14 protein-coding genes are annotated in these 19,101 nt (G+C 69.6%); all 14 read left to right on the forward strand.

Going from position 1 to position 19,101, the window contains the following annotated elements; all coding sequences use genetic code 11:
• Window positions 1–328: 328 nt before the first annotated feature.
• The gene (locus ACFDR9_RS06180; RefSeq protein ID WP_409030409.1) at window positions 329–2,455 is read left to right on the forward strand and encodes a sodium-translocating pyrophosphatase; all 2,127 of its coding nucleotides are present in this window, start codon (window positions 329–331) and stop codon (window positions 2,453–2,455) included.
• A 251-nt stretch (window positions 2,456–2,706) separates the two neighbouring features.
• Entirely contained in the window at window positions 2,707–3,123 is a 417-nt protein-coding gene (locus ACFDR9_RS06185) for a hypothetical protein (RefSeq protein WP_409030410.1), read from the forward strand.
• A 13-nt stretch (window positions 3,124–3,136) separates the two neighbouring features.
• Window positions 3,137–3,640, forward strand: coding sequence for a hypothetical protein (locus ACFDR9_RS06190; RefSeq protein WP_409030411.1), 504 nt, complete (start codon window positions 3,137–3,139; stop codon window positions 3,638–3,640).
• A gap of 49 nt (window positions 3,641–3,689) precedes the next feature.
• Window positions 3,690–4,142 carry a hypothetical protein gene (locus ACFDR9_RS06195; RefSeq protein ID WP_409030412.1) on the forward strand — a complete coding sequence of 151 codons (453 nt, stop codon included), beginning with the start codon at window positions 3,690–3,692 and terminating at the stop codon, window positions 4,140–4,142.
• Window positions 4,143–4,290: 148 nt separating this feature from the next.
• Window positions 4,291–5,049, forward strand: a complete 759-nt coding sequence (locus tag ACFDR9_RS06200) for a 3-hydroxyacyl-CoA dehydrogenase (protein ID WP_409030413.1) — start codon at window positions 4,291–4,293, stop codon at window positions 5,047–5,049.
• Window positions 5,050–5,132: 83 nt separating this feature from the next.
• Window positions 5,133–6,302: a patatin-like phospholipase family protein gene (locus ACFDR9_RS06205; RefSeq protein WP_409030414.1), complete on the forward strand. Its 1,170-nt coding sequence runs from the start codon at window positions 5,133–5,135 to the stop codon at window positions 6,300–6,302.
• A 61-nt stretch (window positions 6,303–6,363) separates the two neighbouring features.
• Window positions 6,364–10,644: a two-component regulator propeller domain-containing protein gene (locus tag ACFDR9_RS06210; RefSeq protein ID WP_409030415.1), complete on the forward strand. Its 4,281-nt coding sequence runs from the start codon at window positions 6,364–6,366 to the stop codon at window positions 10,642–10,644.
• 108 nt (window positions 10,645–10,752) lie between these two features.
• Window positions 10,753–11,472, forward strand: a complete 720-nt coding sequence (locus tag ACFDR9_RS06215; RefSeq protein WP_017876915.1) for a response regulator — start codon at window positions 10,753–10,755, stop codon at window positions 11,470–11,472.
• Window positions 11,473–11,661: 189 nt separating this feature from the next.
• Complete coding sequence (locus tag ACFDR9_RS06220) at window positions 11,662–13,293, forward strand: AMP-binding protein (RefSeq protein WP_409030416.1); 1,632 nt, start codon at window positions 11,662–11,664, stop codon at window positions 13,291–13,293.
• A 13-nt stretch (window positions 13,294–13,306) separates the two neighbouring features.
• Window positions 13,307–15,691: a bifunctional salicylyl-CoA 5-hydroxylase/oxidoreductase gene (locus ACFDR9_RS06225; RefSeq protein WP_409030417.1), complete on the forward strand. Its 2,385-nt coding sequence runs from the start codon at window positions 13,307–13,309 to the stop codon at window positions 15,689–15,691.
• Window position 15,692: 1 nt separating this feature from the next.
• Window positions 15,693–16,472: an SDR family NAD(P)-dependent oxidoreductase gene (locus ACFDR9_RS06230; protein WP_409030418.1), complete on the forward strand. Its 780-nt coding sequence runs from the start codon at window positions 15,693–15,695 to the stop codon at window positions 16,470–16,472.
• 22 nt (window positions 16,473–16,494) lie between these two features.
• Window positions 16,495–17,022, forward strand: coding sequence for a MarR family winged helix-turn-helix transcriptional regulator (locus ACFDR9_RS06235; protein ID WP_081611850.1), 528 nt, complete (start codon window positions 16,495–16,497; stop codon window positions 17,020–17,022).
• Window positions 17,023–17,046: 24 nt separating this feature from the next.
• Window positions 17,047–17,901 carry an enoyl-CoA hydratase family protein gene (locus tag ACFDR9_RS06240; protein WP_409030419.1) on the forward strand — a complete coding sequence of 285 codons (855 nt, stop codon included), beginning with the start codon at window positions 17,047–17,049 and terminating at the stop codon, window positions 17,899–17,901.
• Window positions 17,902–17,903: 2 nt separating this feature from the next.
• Window positions 17,904–19,049 carry an acyl-CoA dehydrogenase family protein gene (locus tag ACFDR9_RS06245; protein WP_409030420.1) on the forward strand — a complete coding sequence of 382 codons (1,146 nt, stop codon included), beginning with the start codon at window positions 17,904–17,906 and terminating at the stop codon, window positions 19,047–19,049.
• Window positions 19,050–19,101 lie beyond the last annotated feature (52 nt).

Below are 19,101 nucleotides of genomic sequence, written 5' to 3' on the forward strand. Positions count from 1 at the left end.
CCCGCCCTTGACCCCGCCGATACCGAAACAAGGGATAGGATAAATTTGCGAAAAACCAGTTGACTTGGAATTCATCATAGAAGGTCGGGTTAGCCGGAACGGCGTAACCCGACAACGTTGGCCTGGAGCAGCACGACTTGCTTCGGCCAACATGGTCGGATTACGCGTGCCGCTAATCCGACCTCCGACACGCTAACCATGTGTTCCGTTTTCGCTTTTCAAGGTTTTGCAGTACGCAAGTTGGTTGGCTGCACGTGTCTATCCGGCACGGCCGCAGTTTCCGAGTGTCGTAGATGTAGTACTTGATTCAAAAACAAAAGGGGACAATATGGCAGCTAGTCTGTGGTTCGCGATAGCTTGCGGCGTCATCGCCGTGGTGTACGGCCTCTGGTCGCGCAGTTGGATTTTGCGCCAGGACGCGGGCAACGCCCGCATGCAGGAAATCGCCCTGGCGATCCAGGAGGGCGCCGCCGCCTACCTGGCGCGCCAGTACCGCACCATCGCCATGGTCGGCGCGGTGCTGCTGGTCGCCATTTACGCGCTGCTGGGCCTACACACCGCGCTCGGCTTCCTGATCGGTTCGGTGCTCTCGGGCGCCTGCGGCTTCATCGGCATGAACGTCTCGGTGCGCGCCAACGTGCGCACCGCCCAGGCCGCCACCAAGGGCATGAACGAGGCGCTCGACGTCGCCTTCAAGGGCGGCGCCATCACCGGCATGCTGGTGGTCGGACTGGGCCTGCTGGGCGTGACCCTGTTTTACTGGATGCTGACGGTGGGCGCGCCGGCCGGCGCCGACACCCACAAGCTGATCCAGCCGCTGATCGGCCTGGCCTTCGGCGCCTCGCTGATCTCGATTTTCGCGCGACTGGGCGGCGGCATCTTCACCAAGGGCGCCGACGTCGGCGCCGACCTGGTTGGCAAAGTCGAGGCCGGCATCCCGGAGGACGACCCGCGCAACCCGGCGGTGATCGCCGATAACGTCGGCGACAACGTCGGCGACTGCGCCGGCATGGCCGCCGACCTGTTCGAAACCTATGTCGTGACGCTGATCGCCACCATGCTGCTGGGCGCGCTCTTGATCACCGGCGCCGGCGCGGTCGCCGCCGTCATCTATCCGCTGCTGCTGGGCGCGGTGTCGATCCTGGCGTCGATCGTCGGCTGCTCGATGGTCAAGGCCACGCCCGGCAAGAAAATCATGTCGGCGCTGTACACCGGCCTGTGGTGGGCCGCCGGCCTGTCGCTGCTCGGCTTCGGCGTCGTCACGTGGCAGGTGTGGACCGAGCAGGCCATGCGCGTGAGCATGATGGGCTCGGCCGTGGTCGGCATCGTCCTCACCGGCCTGATGGTCTACATCACCGAGTACTACACCGGCACCGACTTCAAGCCGGTGCGCCACATCGCCGAAGCCTCCACCACCGGCCACGGCACCAACATCATCGCCGGCCTGGGCGTGTCGATGAAGTCGACCGCCTATCCGGTGCTGGCGGTGTGCGCGGCGATCCTGGTGTCGTACCAATTGGGCGGCCTGTACGGCATCGCCATCGCCGCCACGTCGATGCTGTCGATGGCCGGCATCGTCGTCGCGCTCGACGCCTACGGCCCGATCACCGACAACGCCGGCGGCATCGCCGAAATGTCCGGCCTGCCGGACTCGGTGCGCGCCATCACCGACCCGCTCGACGCGGTCGGCAACACCACCAAGGCCGTCACCAAGGGCTACGCCATCGGCTCGGCCGGCCTGGCCGCGCTGGTGCTGTTCGCCGACTACACCCACGCGCTCGAATCGGTGGGCCAGCACATCACCTTCGACCTGTCGAACCCGATGGTCATCGTCGGCCTGTTCATTGGCGGCCTGATCCCCTACCTGTTCGGGGCGATGGCGATGGAGGCGGTCGGACGCGCCGCCGGCGCCGTGGTGGTCGAGGTGCGGCGCCAGTTCCGCGACATCAAGGGCATCATGGACGGCAGCGGCAAGCCGGAATACGACAAGGCGGTCGACATGCTGACCGCCTCGGCCATCAAGGAGATGATCCTGCCGTCGCTGCTGCCGGTGGTGGTGCCGATCGTCGTCGGCATGCTGCTTGGGCCGGCCGCGCTGGGCGGGCTGCTGATGGGCACCATCGTCACCGGCCTGTTCGTGGCCATTTCAATGACTACCGGCGGCGGCGCCTGGGACAACGCCAAGAAATACATCGAGGACGGCAACTTCGGCGGCAAGGGCTCGGACGCCCACAAGGCCGCCGTCACCGGCGACACCGTCGGCGACCCGTACAAGGACACCGCCGGCCCGGCCGTCAATCCTTTGATCAAGATCATCAACATCGTCGCGCTGCTGCTGGTGCCGCTGTTGCCGGCCAGCGGCTGGCTGGCCGTCAGCGCGCCGGTGGCGCTGTACGCGCCGGCGCTGCCGGCCGTCGGCGCGGTCGACGCGGCCGCGCCCGCGGCCCCGAAGTAGACCGGCGCCGGCGACGCCGCGCTTGCCGCGGCGCACGCTGACAGCACGCACAGGCAGCCGTGCCGGGTCGACACCCCGTCGTTGACCCGGCCCGCCTGTCGTTGCTTTTCCACATGGCCGCGCAACGTTTTCTGCAATCCATATCCGTTCGTATCAATCGTGACGAATTGTTACGGCGGCTTTTCTTTCGCGTCGTCTCTGCCAATAATGTCTTCACCTTCATTTGGTTTCGCAACGCCCGGAGGTGGGCCATGGAAAATCAACTCGACCTACTCAAGCACATTTCTCCGCGCCCGCACGGCGCCAGAAAATACCTGAAGCCGGCCTTGGCGCTGGCCTTCCTTGTCGGCTCGGTGTTTTGTAGCAACGCCTGGGGCGACCGCAGCGGCCACCACCACGGCTATAGCCGGGTCCACGTCGGCGTGGCCATTGGCGCCCCGCTGTACTGGGGCGGCGGTTGGTACGGCGACCCGTATTTCGACTATCCCTATGCCTACCGTTACCGTCCTGCGCTGGTGGTGGTGGAAGCGCCCGTGTATGTCGAACGCGGCGTGACGCCGGCAGCGGGGCTGTGGTACTTCTGCAGCAATCCGCAAGGCTATTACCCCTATGTAAAACAATGCTCGACGCCCTGGCGCACGGTGGCGCCATATTCCGTCACACCCTGAAGGGACCGATGACATGCTGACAAAACCACATACCTCACCGGTGTTGCCGGCGGCGCTGGCGGCCCTGCTGCTGGGCGCCTGCACGGTCATGCCCAGCGGCCCGTCGGCGCTGGTGCTGCCGGGCACCGGCAAGAGTTTCGAGCAGTTCCGCGGCGACGATTTTTCCTGCCGGGGTTACGCCCAGTCGCAGTTGGGCGGCGCGTCGGCGCAGCAGGCCGGCGTCGACAGCGGGGTGCGCAGCGCGGCGCTGGGCACGGTGATCGGCGCGCTGGCCGGCGCGGCCATTGACGGCGGCCACGGCGCCGGCGTCGGCGCCGGCACCGGCCTGGCCTTCGGCGCGCTGGCCGGCGCGGGCGCGGCCGACAGTTCCGGCTACGGCATGCAACAGCGTTATGATTACGCCTACCAGCAATGCATGTACGCCTACGGGCACCGGGTGCCGGTCGCCGGCCGGTTCAGCGAGGTGCCGGCCAACGCCGCCGTGCCGCCGCCGAACACGCCGCCGCCGGCCCGTTGACGTATCAGGTAAGGGGAGTCCCGTTGACGTATCAGGTAAGGGGAGTCCGATGAACAATGCGCTTGCCGCGCTGGGCCTGCTTGTTGCGGGCTGGCTCAACCAGGCCGCCGCGCAAACCGGCGCAGCCGAAGCGGCGGCGCCACGCCCATTGCCGGTGTGCGCGCTGGCGCCGGACGACCCCACCAGGCTGGCCGTCGAACCTTGCCGGCCGGCGCCGCCCAGGCAGGACCGGGCGCGCCGCGCGGTGCCGCAAGCCGTCGGACGCATGCCGCCCCGGGTGGCGCCGCCGCTGGCCGCCGCCGCCTCGCCATCAACGCCATCAACGCCATTAACGCCATCGCCACAATCATCCCCATTGCCGCCGTTGCCTATTATTGGCTGCGATAGCGGCGGCTGCCGCGACGCCGCCGGCGTTCGCCACAACGGCGGCGTCGGGAACGCCACCATCGACGCCGGCGGCAGGCAGTGCGTGCGCAACGGCGCATGGTTGCAGTGCTACTAATGTTCTGAACCGTTTTTCTCTGTTCGGCTTGAAAAGTCGCTACAATTGCCGTCACTTGACGTTTACGTAAACGGCAAATAGGCCAGGCGCGCGTCACGGACGGCAAAGCAAGATTGCGCGCCATTTTCACTATCGACGGAGGATTTTTATGCAGATTCAAGACAATGTATTCATCATCACCGGCGGCGCGTCCGGCCTGGGCGCGGCCACCGCGCGCATGCTGACGGCGGCCGGCGGCAAGGTCGTGCTGGCCGACGTGCAGGTCGAGGCCGGCACCAAGCTGGCGGCGGAGTTGAACGGCCAGTTCGTCCAGTGCGACGTCACGTCGGAAGCGGACGGCCTGGCCGTGGTCGCCGCCGCCGTGGCACTGGGCACGCTGCGCGGCCTGATCAACTGCGCCGGCGTGGCGCCGGCCGTGAAAACCGTCGGCAAGGACGGCCCGCATCCGCTCGAGGTGTTCCAGCGCACCGTCAACATCAACCTGGTCGGCACCTTCAACATGGCGCGCCTGGCCGCCGACGCGATGGGCAAGAGCGACGCCACCGCGCAGGGCGAGCGCGGCATTATCGTCAACACCGCCTCGGTGGCCGCCTTCGACGGCCAGATCGGCCAAGCCGCCTACGCCTCGTCGAAGGCGGCCGTGGTCGGCCTGACGCTGCCGATGGCGCGCGACCTGGCGCGCAGCGGCATCCGCGTAATGACGGTGGCGCCCGGCATTTTCGAGACGCCGATGTTGCTGGGCATGCCAGCCGAGGTGCAGGACGCGCTTGGCAAAATGGTGCCTTTCCCTTCGCGCCTGGGCAAGCCGGACGAATACGCCCACCTGGTCAGGGCGATCATTGAAAACGTCATGCTCAACGGCGAGTCGATCCGCCTCGACGGCGCCATCCGCATGCAGCCGAAGTAGGTTCCACGGCGGCTTGGCCGGCGCGATGTTTTAATCTCGCAACATTGCCCACAAACGCGGCAGACCCTGCTACCCTTGGCCGCATGGGAATTCAAAAGAAAACGGGTCTGATCCTGACCGGCGGCGGCGCCCGCGCCGCCTACCAGGTCGGCGTGTTACAGGCGGTCTCGGAGATTTTGTGGGAGGCCGGCTGGCCGCCCGCGCGCAACCCCTTCGACATCATCTGCGGCACCTCGGCCGGGGCCATCAACGCCACCGCGCTGGCCTGCCGCGCCGACAACTTCGGCGAGGGCGTGCAAAAACTGCTCGACGTGTGGCAGCACATCAAGGTCGAACAGGTCTACCGCGCCGATTCGCTGGGCGTGATCCGCTCGGGCGCGCGCTGGCTGTCGCTGCTGTCGTTCGGCTGGATGCTGCGCCAGTGGCGCGCGGCGCCGCCCGCCTCGCTGCTCGACAACACCCCGCTGGTGAGCCTGCTGCACCGCATGCTCGACCTGCCGCGGCTCGACGCCGCGCTGTCGGAGGGGCTGCTGCACGCGCTCGCCGTCACCGCCTCGTCCTATACCGGCGGCCAGCACATGACCTTTTACCAGACCGCCACCGACATACCGCCGTGGATCCGCACCCAGCGCGTGGCGCTGCAGGACCAGATCGGCGTCGAGCACCTGCTGGCGTCGGCGGCGATCCCCTTCATCTTCCCGGCCGTGCCCTTGTTCGTCGGCGGCCACCGCGAGTATTGCGGCGACGGCTCGATGCGCCAGCTGGCGCCGATCTCGCCGGCGATCCACCTCGGCGCCAGCAAGGTGCTGGTGGTCGGCGCCGGCCGCCTGACCGAACCGGCGCGCGACGCCACCGAGTCGGCGCGCTACCCCAGCCTGGCGCAGATCGCCGGCCACGCCATGTCCTCGATCTTCCTCGACGGCCTGGCGGTCGACATCGAGCGCCTGAACCGCATCAACTTGACGCTGTCGATGCTGCCCGAGGAGTTTTTGGCGCGCACGCCGTTGAAGCCGGTCGAGCTGCTGGTGATCGCGCCGTCCGAGCGCCTCGACGACATCGCCAGCCGGCATATCGCCAGTTTGCCGCGGCCGATCCGCACCATGTTGTCGAGCATAGGCGCGGCCGAGGCGCGCGGCGCCGCATTGGCGTCGTACTTATTGTTCGAATCATCATATACTTGCGAGTTGATACGGCTGGGCCAGCGCGACACGCAGGCCCGCAAGGACGATGTGCTGGCGTTTTTCGGCTCTTGACTCCTCCCCGCGAGCGTCGGCCGCGCGCCTTTCCACCCTTTTAGCCCACAGGACGCTTGTGTTGTTACTTCGACGTTTACGTGGCCGGCCCGGCCCGCCGCGGCCGGCGCCGCTGGCGTGGTTGCCAGCGTTGCTGGCGTGGTTGCCAGCGTTGCTGGCGTTGCTGGCGCTGTGCGCCGGCGCGGCCGCGCCGGCCGGCGCCGCGCCGGCGCGCAGCCTGCGCTTCGAACAGCTCAGCGTCGAGCACGGCCTGGCGCAGGAGACCGTGCTGGCGATCGCCCAGGACCGCCAGGGCTTCATGTGGTTCGGCAGCCAGGCCGGCCTGAGCCGCTACGACGGCTACCGCGTCACCACCTACAAGAGCAGCGGCGCCGACCCGCGCAGCCTGGCCGCCGACTGGGTGCGGGTGCTGCACGTCGACCCGTCCGGCCGGCTCTGGGTCGGCACCGACGGCGGCCTCGACCTCTACAACCCGGCCAGCCACGACTTTAGCCACTTCGTGCCGCGCCAGGCCGGCCAGCGCGGCAACGGCAACCGCCACGTCGGCGCCATCGTCGACGACGGCGCCGGCGGCCTGTGGATCGCCAGCGCCGACGGCCTGCAGCATTTCGACCCGGCCAGCGGCCGCTTCACGCTGTGGCACCATGAAGCCGGCCGTCCCGGCAGCCTGGGCGACAACGCCGTCAACGCGCTGGCGCGCGACGGCGCCGGCCGCCTGTGGGTCGGCACAGCCACCGGCCTGGACATGCTGGCGCCCGGCGCGGCCGCCTTCGAACACTTCGCCGTCGAGCCCGACGCCGCCGGCGCCAAGCGCAACGCGGTGCAGGCGCTGCTGGTCGACGCCGGGCAGAACCTGTGGATCGGCAGCCTGGCCGGGGTCGAACGCTGGCGCCTCGGCGGCGTCGGCGCGGCGCCGGCGCGCAGCCGGCTCGGCGCGGCGCAGGGCTTGAAGGAAGGGCGCATCGGCGCGCTGTACCAGGACGCCGACGCCACCATCTGGATCGGCAGCCATTCCGAGGGCCTGTACCGCTGGGACCCGCAAACCGGCCGCCTGGTGCAGTACCGCCACCACGACAGCGACCGCCACAGCGTCGCCGACAACCAGGTATCGGCGTTGTACCGCGACCGCGTCGGCACGTTCTGGGTCGGCACCTGGTACAACGGCGTCAGCCGGGTCGACCTGGGCAGCGGCGGCTTCGCCCATTTCGCCAAGGTGGCCGACGCCGCGCGCTCCTTGTCGGACAATAAGGTGCGCGCGCTCGCCGACGCCGGCGCCGGGCGCCTGTGGGTCGGCACCAACAACGGCCTGAACCTGGTCGACGCGGCCACCGGCGAGGCCGAGCTGTTCACGTCGCCGCCGCAGGCCGGCGCCGCGCGCGACGAACAGGTCAGCGCGCTGTGGCCCGGCAAGGGCGGCACGCTGTGGGTCGGCGGGCGCACCGGCCTGTACCGGCTCGACACCGCCAGCGGGCGCTTCGCCACGCTGTCGTTCGCCCGCGGCGACCCCGGCAGCGACATCATCCGCAACGTGGTCGGCGACCGCGCCGGCATGCTGTGGGTCGCCACCCGCGGCGGCCTGCACCGGCTCGACCCGGAAACGCAGGCCTACCAGAGCTTCCGCCACGACCCGGCCGACCCGGCCAGCCTGGCCGACGACGTGGTGCGCCCGGTGCTGGAGGACCGCCGCGGCGCGCTGTGGGTCGGCACCTTCAACGGCCTCGACCTGCTGGACCGGAAAACCGGCCGCTTCCGCCACTTCCGCCACGACCCGAAGGACCCGGCCAGCCTGAGCCACGACGAGGTGCACGCGCTGTTCGAGGACCAGGGCGGCGCGCTGTGGGTCGGCACCGCCAACGGCTTGAACCGCATGAAGCTGGGCGCCGACGGCGTGCCGCGCTTTCGCCGCTACCTGCGGCGCGACGGCATGGCCGACGACGCCATCGCCAGCATCCTCGCCGACGGCGCCGGCGGCCTGTGGTTGAGCACCAACAGCGGCATCAGCCACCTCGACCCGTCCAGCGGGCGCTTCCGCAACTTCGACAGCTCCGACGGCACCGCCGCCGGCGCCTTCTTCGACGGCGCCGCGCTGCGCGGCCCCGACGGCAGCCTGTACTTCGGCGGCTTCTCCGGCGTCACCGGCTTCGATCCGCGGGCGATCCGCAACAACGGCGTCGCGCCGCCGGTGGCCATCACCGCCTTCCAGATCCTCAACCAGCCGGTCGAACCCGGCCGCGGCGCCTACCCGCGGGTGCTGGCCGGCGCCATCGAGGGCAGCGCCGCGCTGACCCTGGGCGACCAGGACGCCGTCTTCTCGCTCGAATTCGCCGCCCTGCACTACGCCGCGCCGCAGCGCAACCGCTTCGCCTACCGCCTCGAGGGCTTCGACCGCGACTGGGTCGCCACCGACGCCGGCAAGCGCTTCGCCACCTACACCAACCTCGACCCGGGCCGCTACGTGTTCCGCGTCAAAGCCGCCAACAAGGACGGCCTGTGGAACGAGGCCGGCGCCACGCTGGCCATCACGATCCTGCCGCCGTACTGGAAAACCTGGTGGTTCCGCACGCTGCTGGCGCTGCTGCTGGTGGGCGCCGCGCTGGCCGCCTACCAGGCGCGCATGCGCGGCGTGCGCGCGCAAAAGAGCTGGCTGGAGCAGCAGGTCTCGCAGCGCACCGCCGAGGTCGAGCACAAGAACCTGCTGCTGCGGCAGCAGGAAAAACAGGTGCGGCTGCAATCGGGCGAGCTGGCCCTGGCCAACCGCGCGCTGCAGGACAACGACGAGCGGCTGCGCCAGGCCAAGCGGAAGGCCGAGGACGCGACCCGGCAAAAGTCCGAGTTCCTGGCCAACATGAGCCACGAGATGCGCACCCCGCTGGCCGGCGTCATCGGCATGCTCGGCTTCGCGCTGCGCGACCAGCAGTTGCAGCAGTCGACCCGCGAGCAAATCCTGCGCGGCCAGGCCAACGCCCAGTCGCTGCTGGCGATCATCAACGACCTGCTCGACTTCTCGAAGATCGAGGCCGGCAAGCTGAGTATCGAGAACATCGACTTCGCCCTCGGCGCGGCCATCGAGAACGTGGTCAGCCTGTTCGAGGAGCAGGCGGCGGCGCGCAGCGTCGGCTTCGCCATCGACTTCGCGCCGGACCTGCCGAGCTTTGTCGTCGGCGACCCGACCCGGCTGCGCCAGGTGCTGGTCAACCTGGTCGGCAACGCCTTCAAGTTCACCCAGCGCGGCGCGGTCAGCATGCGCGTCGAGCGCGCCGGCAGCGCGCCCGGCGCGCACGGGCGCGGCCTGAACCTGATACGCTTCACCGTCAGCGACTCCGGCATCGGCATCGAGCAGGAGGCGCTGCCGCGCCTGTTCCAGCAGTTCGAGCAGGCCGACAGCACCACCACCCGGCGCTATGGCGGCACCGGGCTGGGACTGGCGATCTGCCGCCAACTGGTCGACCTGATGGACGGGCATATCACCGCCGAGAGCGCGCCCGGCCTGGGCAGCACCTTCACCTTCGTGGTGCCGCTGGCCGACGGCGTGGCGCCGCCGCTGGTGCCGCAGGTGCCGCGCGCGCCGCACAGCCACCAACTGCGGGTGCTGTGCGCCGAGGACTTCCCGACCAACCAGATCATCATCCGCGTGCTGCTCGAAGACCTCGGCCACCGCGTCGAGGTGGTCGGCAACGGCGCGCTGGCGGTGGCGGCGTGCGCGCGCGTGCGCTACGACCTGATCCTGATGGACGGGCGCATGCCGGAGATGGACGGCGCCAGCGCGACGCGGCTGATCCGCGCCGGCGGCACCGCCGAGGCGCCGGTGCGCGACCAGGAGCTGATGATCATCGCGCTCACCGCCAACGCCAGCGAGGAGGACCGCAGCCGCTACCTGGGCGCCGGCATGGACGACTTCCTGACCAAGCCGATCGACGAGGCGGCGCTGCATTTCCAGCTCGGCCGCGCCATCGAGCGCCAGTTGCAGCGCGGCCTGGCGCTGCCGTTGATGCCGGCGCCGGCGCCGTCGGCCGGCGAACTCGACGCGATGTTCGGCGTGGCCGCCGAGGCCGCGCCGCAGCCGGCCCGGCGCCGCCCGGGCGAGCTGACGCGGCGCCTGCGCGACGCCTTCGCCGGCGACGTCAACGCCCGCCTGGCGGCGCTCGACGCGGCGCTGGCCGGGCGCGACGGCGAGGCCGCCGGACGCCTGCTGCACGGACTCAAGGGCAGCGCCGCCTACCTCGACGAGGTCGAGTTGCACCTGCTGTGCGGCGAGCTGGAACGGCTGGCCGACGCCGGCGGCTGGACGGCGCTGGCGGCGGCCATGCCGCGTCTGCGCGCGCTGCTGGCCGGCGTCGTGTAGCGGGCTGTAGCGGTGCGCTGGTTGCGCTGGTTATAATGTAATATAAATGCAAGCATCAGCCGGCCGTGATGCCGGCGAAAACAGGCGCGCTGGACCTTGGAGAGACACATGAAAGTATTGGTGGTGGACGACGACGTCGTCTCGCGCATGGTATTGATGCACCTGATCGACAGTTGCGGCAGCTTCGACATTGTCGAGGCGGAGGACGGCGTGGACGCCTGGGAGCAGCTGGAAAACGGGCTGCGCCCGTCGATCTGCTTTTGCGACCTGCGCATGCCGCGCCTGTCCGGCATGGAGCTGCTGCAGCGCGTCAAGGGCGACGCCACCCTCAACACCATGCCGCTGGTGCTGGTGTCCTCGGCAACCGACCGCGAAACGGTGCAGCACGCAACCCAGTCGGGCGCGGCCGGCTACATCGTCAAACCGTTCCAGGCCGACCAGGTGCGGGTGCATTTGGGCGCCTACCTGGACCAGGCCGCCAGCGGCTACCAGCACCTGGCCGAAACGCCGCAGGCGACCGAGCGCCGGCTCGGCATCAACAGCGAGCGCCTGCTGGTTTACCTGGCCGGCTTCCAGCACCAGTTGACGGCGGCCAGCGGCGAGCTCGACGCGCTGCTGGCGCGCGGCGAACGGGACGAGGCGCAGGCGCGCGTCGAACGGCTGCAGGTCGGCTGCGTCACGCTCGGCCTGAGCGGCGGCGCGGCGGCGCTGGGCAGCTTCACGCCGGGCCTGCTGCTGAGCGAGACGCTGCAGCCGGTGCTGGCCGACGTGGTGCGCGCGGTGATCCACCAGGCCGGCCTGGTGCGCCAGCAAAACCTGCCCGCGTAAAAAAACCGGGGACAGACCACGATTTCCGGGAAAGTATTTCCCGGAAATCGTGGTCTGTCCCCGGTTTTCCTCCCTTTTTCCTGCTGTGATTTCCCCGCTTGATGTTTGGATAGTTTAGGTTTAAAGTATCTGCTCGCAGGCCGAATCGATACGACGAACCGATACGTTTCTCCAAAGCTCAGGGCAACCATGACCAGACCGACTGCCGCCGCACCCGCCGCCACCGCCTACACCGCCCACCTCGACCATTTCGCGCGCGAGCATTTGCCGCCGCCCGGGCAGTGGCCGCAGATCCGCTTCGACCTGCCGTCGCTGCAGTACCCGGCGCGGCTGAACTGCGTCGGCGCGCTGCTCGACGCCGCCGTGGCCGACGGCGGCGGCGGGCGCGTCGCCATCTACGCCGACGCCGAGCAGTGGAGCTACGCCACCTTGCAGCGCAAGGTCAACCAGATCGCCCAGGTGCTGCGCGACGAGCTCGGCCTGGTGCCGGGCAACCGCGTGCTGCTGCGCGGCGCCAACAACCCGATGATGGCGGCCTGCCTGCTGGCGGTGCTGAAAAGCGGTTGCGTCGCGGTGCCGACCATGCCGCTGCTGCGCGCCAAGGAACTCGCCGCGATCATCGGCAAGGCGCGGGTCGACGCGGTGCTGTGCGCGGCCGGCCTGCGCGCCGAGATCGACGCCCTCGACGCCGCCCCGCCGACCGTCTGGTTCAACGACGCCGGCGCCGATTCGCTGGAGGCGCGCATGGCGGCGCACGACGGCCGCTTCGAGGCGCTCGACACCGCCGCCGACGACGTTTGCCTGATCAGCTTCACCTCCGGCACCACCGGCGTGCCCAAGGGCACCATGCACTTCCACCGCGACGTGCTGGCCATCTGCGACTGCTTTCCGCGCTCGACGCTGGAGTCGCAGGCCGACGACGTCTTCATCGGCACGCCGCCGCTGGCCTTCACCTTCGGCCTGGGCGGCCTGCTGCTGTTCCCGCTGCGCGTCGGCGCCGCCGCCGTGCTGCTGGAAAAGCTGACGCCGGAGACGCTGCTGCGGGCGATCGCGCGCTACCGCGCCACCATCTGCTTCACCGCGCCGACGTTTTACCGCCAGATGGCGCCGCTGGCGGCCAACTACGACCTGTCCAGCCTGCGCAAGAGCGTCTCGGCCGGCGAGGCGCTGCCGCTGGCCACGCGCGACAGCTGGCAGGGCGCCACCGGCCTGGCCATGATCGACGGCATCGGCGCCACCGAGCTGCTGCACATCTTCATTTCCGCCGCCGGCGCGCAAATCCGCCGCGGCGCCACCGGCAAACCGATCCCCGGCTACCAGGCCTGCATCCTCGACGCCGACGGCAAGCCGGTCGGCCCGGGCGTGGTCGGACGGCTCGCCGTCAAGGGCCCGACCGGCTGCCGCTACCTCGACGACGCGCGCCAGAACGACTATGTGCTGGACGGCTGGAACCTGACCGGCGACGCCTACGAGATGGACGCCGACGGCTATTTTTTCTACCGCTCGCGCACCGACGACATGATCATCTCGGCCGGCTACAACATCGCCGGGCCGGAGGTCGAGGAGGCCTTGCTGCGCCACCCGGCGGTGGCCGAATGCGGCGTCATCGGCCGCGCGGACGAGGAGCGCGGCCAGGTCGTCGAGGCGCACGTGGTGCTGAAAAGCGGCTTCGACGCCTCCGAGCAGCAGGCCAGGGCGCTGCAGGAATTCGTCAAACAGCAGATCGCGCCGTACAAATACCCGCGCTCGATCAAATTCCAGGCGGCCCTGCCGCGCACCGAAACCGGCAAGCTGCAGCGCTTCAAGCTGCGCGCCGAATGAAAATGAGTCCAATATGAATATCGTTTGCATAGGCGGCGGCCCGGCCGGCCTGTATTTCAGCCTGCTGATGAAGAAGCAGAACCCGGCCCACCGCATCGTCGTCGTCGAGCGCAACCGCCCCTACGACACCTTCGGCTGGGGCGTGGTGTTCTCCGACCAGACGCTGGGCAACCTGGTTGGCGCCGACGAGCAGAGCGCCCGCGCGATCTTGCAATCGTTCAACCACTGGGACGACATCGACGTGCATTTCAAGGGCGCCAAGGTGCGTTCCGGCGGCCACGGCTTCTGCGGCATCGGCCGCAAGCGCCTGCTCAACATCCTGCAACAGCGCTGCGAGGAACTCGGCGTCGAACTGGTGTTCGAGACCGAGGTCCAGGACGACCAGGACATCGCCAAGGCCTACGGCGCCGACCTGGTGATCGCCTCGGACGGCTTGAACAGCCGCATCCGCACCCGCTACGCGGCCAGCTACCAGCCCGACATCGAGGCGCGCCAATGCCGCTTCGTCTGGCTCGGCACACGCAAGAAGTTCGACGCCTTCACCTTCGCCTTCAAGGAAACCGCGCACGGCTGGTTCCAGGCGCATATTTATAAATACGACGGCGACACCTCGACCTTCATCGTCGAGGCGCCGGAAGCCGTGTGGCGCGGCGCCGGCCTGGCCGACATGAGCGCCGAGCAGAGCGTCGCCTTCTGCGAGCAGTTGTTCGCCGACCAGCTCGACGGCCACGCGTTGATGTCGAATTCGCCGCACCTGCGCGGTTCGGCCATGTGGATCACCTTCCCGCGCATCGTCTGCGGCCAGTGGGTGCACTGGAACGGCGCCGTGCCGGTGGTGCTGATGGGCGACGCCGCCCACACCGCGCACTATTCGATCGGCTCCGGCACCAAGCTGGCGCTGGAGGACGCCATCGAGCTGGCGCGCTGCTTCGGCCGGCACGCCGGCGCGGCGCAGGCGCCAACCTTGGCGCTGGCCGACTACCAGGCGGCGCGGGCGATCGAGGTCATCAAGATCCAGAGCGCGGCGCGCAATTCGATGGAGTGGTTCGAGAACGTCGCGCGCTATAGCGCCATGGAGGCGCCGCAGTTCGCCTATTCGATGCTGACGCGCAGCCAGCGCCTGTCGCACGAAAACCTGCGCCTGCGCGACCCGGACTACGTCGCCGGCTACGAGCTGTGGCTGGCCGGGCGCGCCTGCGCCCAGGCCGGCGTGGCGCTGCCGGCCGGCGCGCGCGTGCCGCCGATGTTCACTCCCTTCAAGGCGCGCGGCCTGACGCTGAAAAACCGCATCGTGGTCTCGCCGATGGCGCAGTACAGCGCCGTCGACGGCGTCGCCGGCGACTACCACCTGGTGCACCTGGGGGCGCGCGCGCTGGGCGGCGCCGCCATGGTGTTCGCCGAAATGACCTGCGTCTCGGCCGACGCGCGCATCACGCCGGCCTGTCCCGGCATGTACGCGCCGGCGCACACCCAGGCCTGGAAGCGCATCGTCGACTTCGTCCACGCCGGCAGCGACGCGAAGATCGCCATCCAGCTGGGCCACGCCGGCGCCAAGGGTTCGACCCGCGCCATGTGGGACGGCATCGACCAGCCCCTGGAAGAGGGCAACTGGCCGCTGCTGGCGGCGTCCGAGCAGCAATACTTGGCCGGCGTGTCGCAGACCGCGCGCGCCGCCGACAGCGCCGACATGGCGCGCATCGAGGCCGACTTCGTGCGCGCCACGCTGGCCTCGGACCTGGCCGGCTTCGACTGGCTCGAACTGCACTGCGCGCACGGCTACCTGCTGTCGAGCTTTATCTCGCCGCTGACCAACTTGCGCGGCGACGAATACGGCGGCAGCCTGGAAAACCGCTGCCGCTTCCCGCTGCGGGTGTTCGCCGCGATGCGCGCGGCGTGGCCGCGGCACAAGCCGATGAGCGTGCGCATTTCGGCGCACGACTGGGTCGAAGGCGGCGTCACGCCGGACGACGCGGTGCGCATCGCGCGCCTGTTCAAGGCGGCCGGCGCGGACCTGATCGATTGCTCGTCGGGCCAGGTCAGCAAGGCCGAGCGACCGCTGTACGGGCGCATGTTCCAGACCCCGTTCGCCGACCGCGTGCGCAACGAGGCCGGCGTGGCGACGATGGCGGTCGGCTCGATCTTCGAGGCCGACCACGCCAACAGCATCATCGCCGCCGGCCGCGCCGACCTGTGCGCGGTGGGCCGGCCGCATCTGGCCAACCCGGCCTGGACCCTGACCGAGGCGGCGAAAATCGGCTTCCACGCGCTGCCGTGGCCGAAGCAGTACCAGCCGGGCAAGCTGCAACTCGAGCGCAACCTCGAACGCGAGCGCCAGCTGGCCGCCGCCAACACCGGCTTGAGCCCGCAGCAAGTCGCGGCCAAGCTGCTGGAGGGTTGACATGGCGTCCCTCGCATTGGCCGGCAAGCACGCGCTGGTGACCGGGGCCGGGCGCGGCATCGGCCTGGCCTGCGCCCGCGCGCTGCTGGAACGCGGCGCCCGCGTCACGCTGGCCGGGCGCGACGGCGCCACACTGGCGGCCGCCGCGGCGGAACTGGCGCCCCTGGGCGAGCTCGCCTGCGAGCGGCTCGACATCACCGACGAGGACGCGGTGCGGGCCGCCTTCGGGCGCGCCGCCGCGCGCTTGGGCCGCATCGACATACTGGTCAACAACGCCGGCCAGGCCAGCTCCGCGCCGTTCGGCAAGACCGACGCGGCGCTGTGGCAGCAGATGTTGGCGGTGAACCTGACCGGCGCCTTCCACTGCATGCAGGCGGCGCTGCCGGGCATGCTGGAGGCGCGCTGGGGCCGCATCGTCAACGTCGCCTCGACCGCCGGCCTGGTCGGCTACCGCTACGTGAGCGCTTACGTCGCCGCCAAGCACGGCCTGGTGGGGCTGACGCGGGCGCTGGCGTTGGAGGTGGCGGCCAAGGGCGTGACGGTGAACGCGGTTTGCCCCGGTTACACCGACACCGACATCGTGCAGCAGGCGCTGGCCAACATCAGCGGCAAAACCGGCCGCAGCGAGGCCGAGGCGCTGGCCGAACTGGCCGCCGGCAATCCGCAAAAACGCCTGGTGCAAAGCGTTGAAGTGGCCGCCGCGGTGGCGTGGTTGTGCCTGCCCGAGTCGGCCGCCATGAACGGCCAATCGATCGCCGTCGCCGGCGGCGAAGTCATGTGAATAGATGAAGGTAAGCGCCCTTATGCCAGCCACACCCAACGACAATGAAGTGAGCGCCGGCTTACCCGACGACGACGGCGGCGCCGTGCTCGACCTGGCCAGCCGCCTGACGCAGGACCACCACCAGTCGCTCAAGCTGTGGCTGCGCATGCTTTCTTGCACGGTGAAGATTGAAAACGAGATCCGCAGCCGGCTGCGCTCGAGCTTCGACATCACGCTGCCGCGTTTTGATTTGATGGCGCAGCTGGAGCGCCACCCGGACGGGCTGCGCATGGGCGAGCTGTCGAAGCGCATGATGGTCACAGGCGGCAACATCACCGGCATCACCGACCAGCTTGAGACGGAGGGGCTGGTGCTGCGCGTGCCCGCCCCGAAGGACCGGCGCGTCTACAGCGTCAAGCTGACGGCGGCCGGGCGCGCCGCCTTCGCCACGATGGCGCAGGTACACGAAGGCTGGATCGCCGAGCTGCTGCACGGCGTCTCGCCGCAGGACAAAACCCAGTTGATCGGGCTGCTGTCGCAGATGAAGCGCCAGCTCGACGACAACTAAGCAACATACATAAAGGACCACACCATGCGCTACCTCCCTGGCCAAGCCCAGCAACTGCCCGGCAACCGCGCCGGCGTGGCCGACTACCAGGCCGGCCATTTCCGCTTCGAGGTGGCCGGCGGCGTCGCCACGCTGACCTTGAACCGGCCCGAACGCAAGAACCCGTTGACCTTCGACTCCTACGCCGAGCTGCGCGAGCTGTTCCGCGCGCTGGCCCACGCCGACGACGTCAAGGCCGTCGTCGTCACCGGCGCCGGCGAGAACTTTTGCTCCGGCGGCGACGTGCACGACATCATCGGCCCGCTGACCACACTGGACATGCCGGGCCTGCTGGCCTTCACGCGCATGACCGGCGACCTGGTCAAGGCCATGCGCGCCTGCCCGCAGCCGATCGTCGCGGCCATCGACGGCATCTGCGCCGGCGCCGGGGCGATGCTGGCGCTGGCCTCCGACATCCGCCTGGGCAGCGCGCGCAGCAAGACCGCCTTCCTGTTTACCCGGGTCGGCCTGGCCGGCTGCGACATGGGCGCCTGCGCGCTGCTGCCGCGGGTGATCGGCCAGGGCCGCGCCGCCGAGCTGCTCTACACCGGCCGCTCGATGTCGGGCGTGGAAGGGGAGCGCTGGGGCTTTTTCAACAGCCTGCACGAGCCCGGGGCGCTGCTGGCCGCGGCCCGGGCCTTCGCCGCCGAGCTGGCCAACGGCCCCACCTTCGCCCACGGCATGACCAAGAAAATGCTGCAGCAGGAGTGGAACATGGGCATCGACGAGGCGATCGAGGCGGAAGCCCAGGCGCAGGCCATTTGCATGGCGACCAACGACTTCCACCGCGCCTACCACGCTTTCGTGGCGAAGGAAAAACCGCAATTCGAGGGGGATTGAGCATGAGCGATAAAACTTATCTGGACTGGCCGTTTTTCGAGCCGAAGCACGCCCAGCTCGAACGCGAGTTGGACGCCTGGGCCGCGCGGCACATCCACGACGTCCACGGCGCCGACGTCGACGTCGCCTGCCGCGCGCTGGTGCGCCAGCTGGGCCAGGCCGGCTGGCTCAAGCACGCCATCGGCGAGATCGACACGCGCGCCATTTGCCTGATCCGCGAAACGCTGGCGCGCCACGCCGGCCTGGCCGACTTCAGCTTCGCCATGCAGGGGCTGGGCTCGTGCGCCATCAGCCTGTTCGGCAGCGCCGCCAACAAAGACGCCTACCTGCCGCGGGTCGAACGCGGCGAGGCCATCGCCGCGTTCGCGCTGTCGGAGCCGCAGGCCGGCTCCGACGTCGCCGCGATGGCGTGCGCGGCGGTGGCCGACGGCGACGACTACGTGCTCAACGGCGAGAAGACCTGGATTTCCAACGGCGGTATCGCCGACTTCTACGTGGTGTTCGCGCGCACCGGCGAGGCGCCGGGCGCGCGCGGCATCAGCGCCTTTATCGTCGACGCCGCCACGCCCGGCTGCGAAGTGGCGGAGCGCATCCACCTGATCGCGCCGCATCCGCTGGCGCGGCTGCGCTTCGACCATTGCCGGATCCCGGCCAGCGCCCGCCTGGGCGCGCCGGGGCAGGGCTTCAAGGTGGCGATGGCGACGTTGGACGTGTTCCGCACCTCGGTGGCGGCGGCCGCGCTGGGCTTCGCCCGGCGCGCCTTCGACGCGGCGCTGGCGCACGCGACGCAGCGCAAGATGTTCGGCCAGACGCTGGCCGACTTCCAGCTGACCCAGGCCAAGCTGGCGCAGATGGCGACCGGCATCGACGCCGCCGCGCTGCTGACCTACCGCGCCGCCTGGCAGCGCGACCAGGGCCGCAAAGTCACCAAGGAGGCGGCGATGGCGAAGATAACGGCGACCGAGACGGCGCAACAGGTGATCGACGCGGCGGTGCAACTGTTCGGCGGCCTGGGCGTGGTCAGCGGCCACCCGGTCGAATGCCTGTACCGCGAAATCCGCGCGCTGCGCATCTACGAGGGCGCCACCGAGGTGCAGCAACTGATCATCGCGCGCGAACTGCTGCGCGAGGCGCCGGCCCAGGAGTAGCGTCGCGGATCGGATTGGCGCAACGCGTCAGTCGACGCCGGGCCGCCGCCGA

The sequence above is a fragment of the Janthinobacterium sp. CG_23.3 genome (assembly GCF_046115965.1).
Classification (GTDB): Bacteria; Pseudomonadota; Gammaproteobacteria; order Burkholderiales; family Burkholderiaceae_D; genus Janthinobacterium.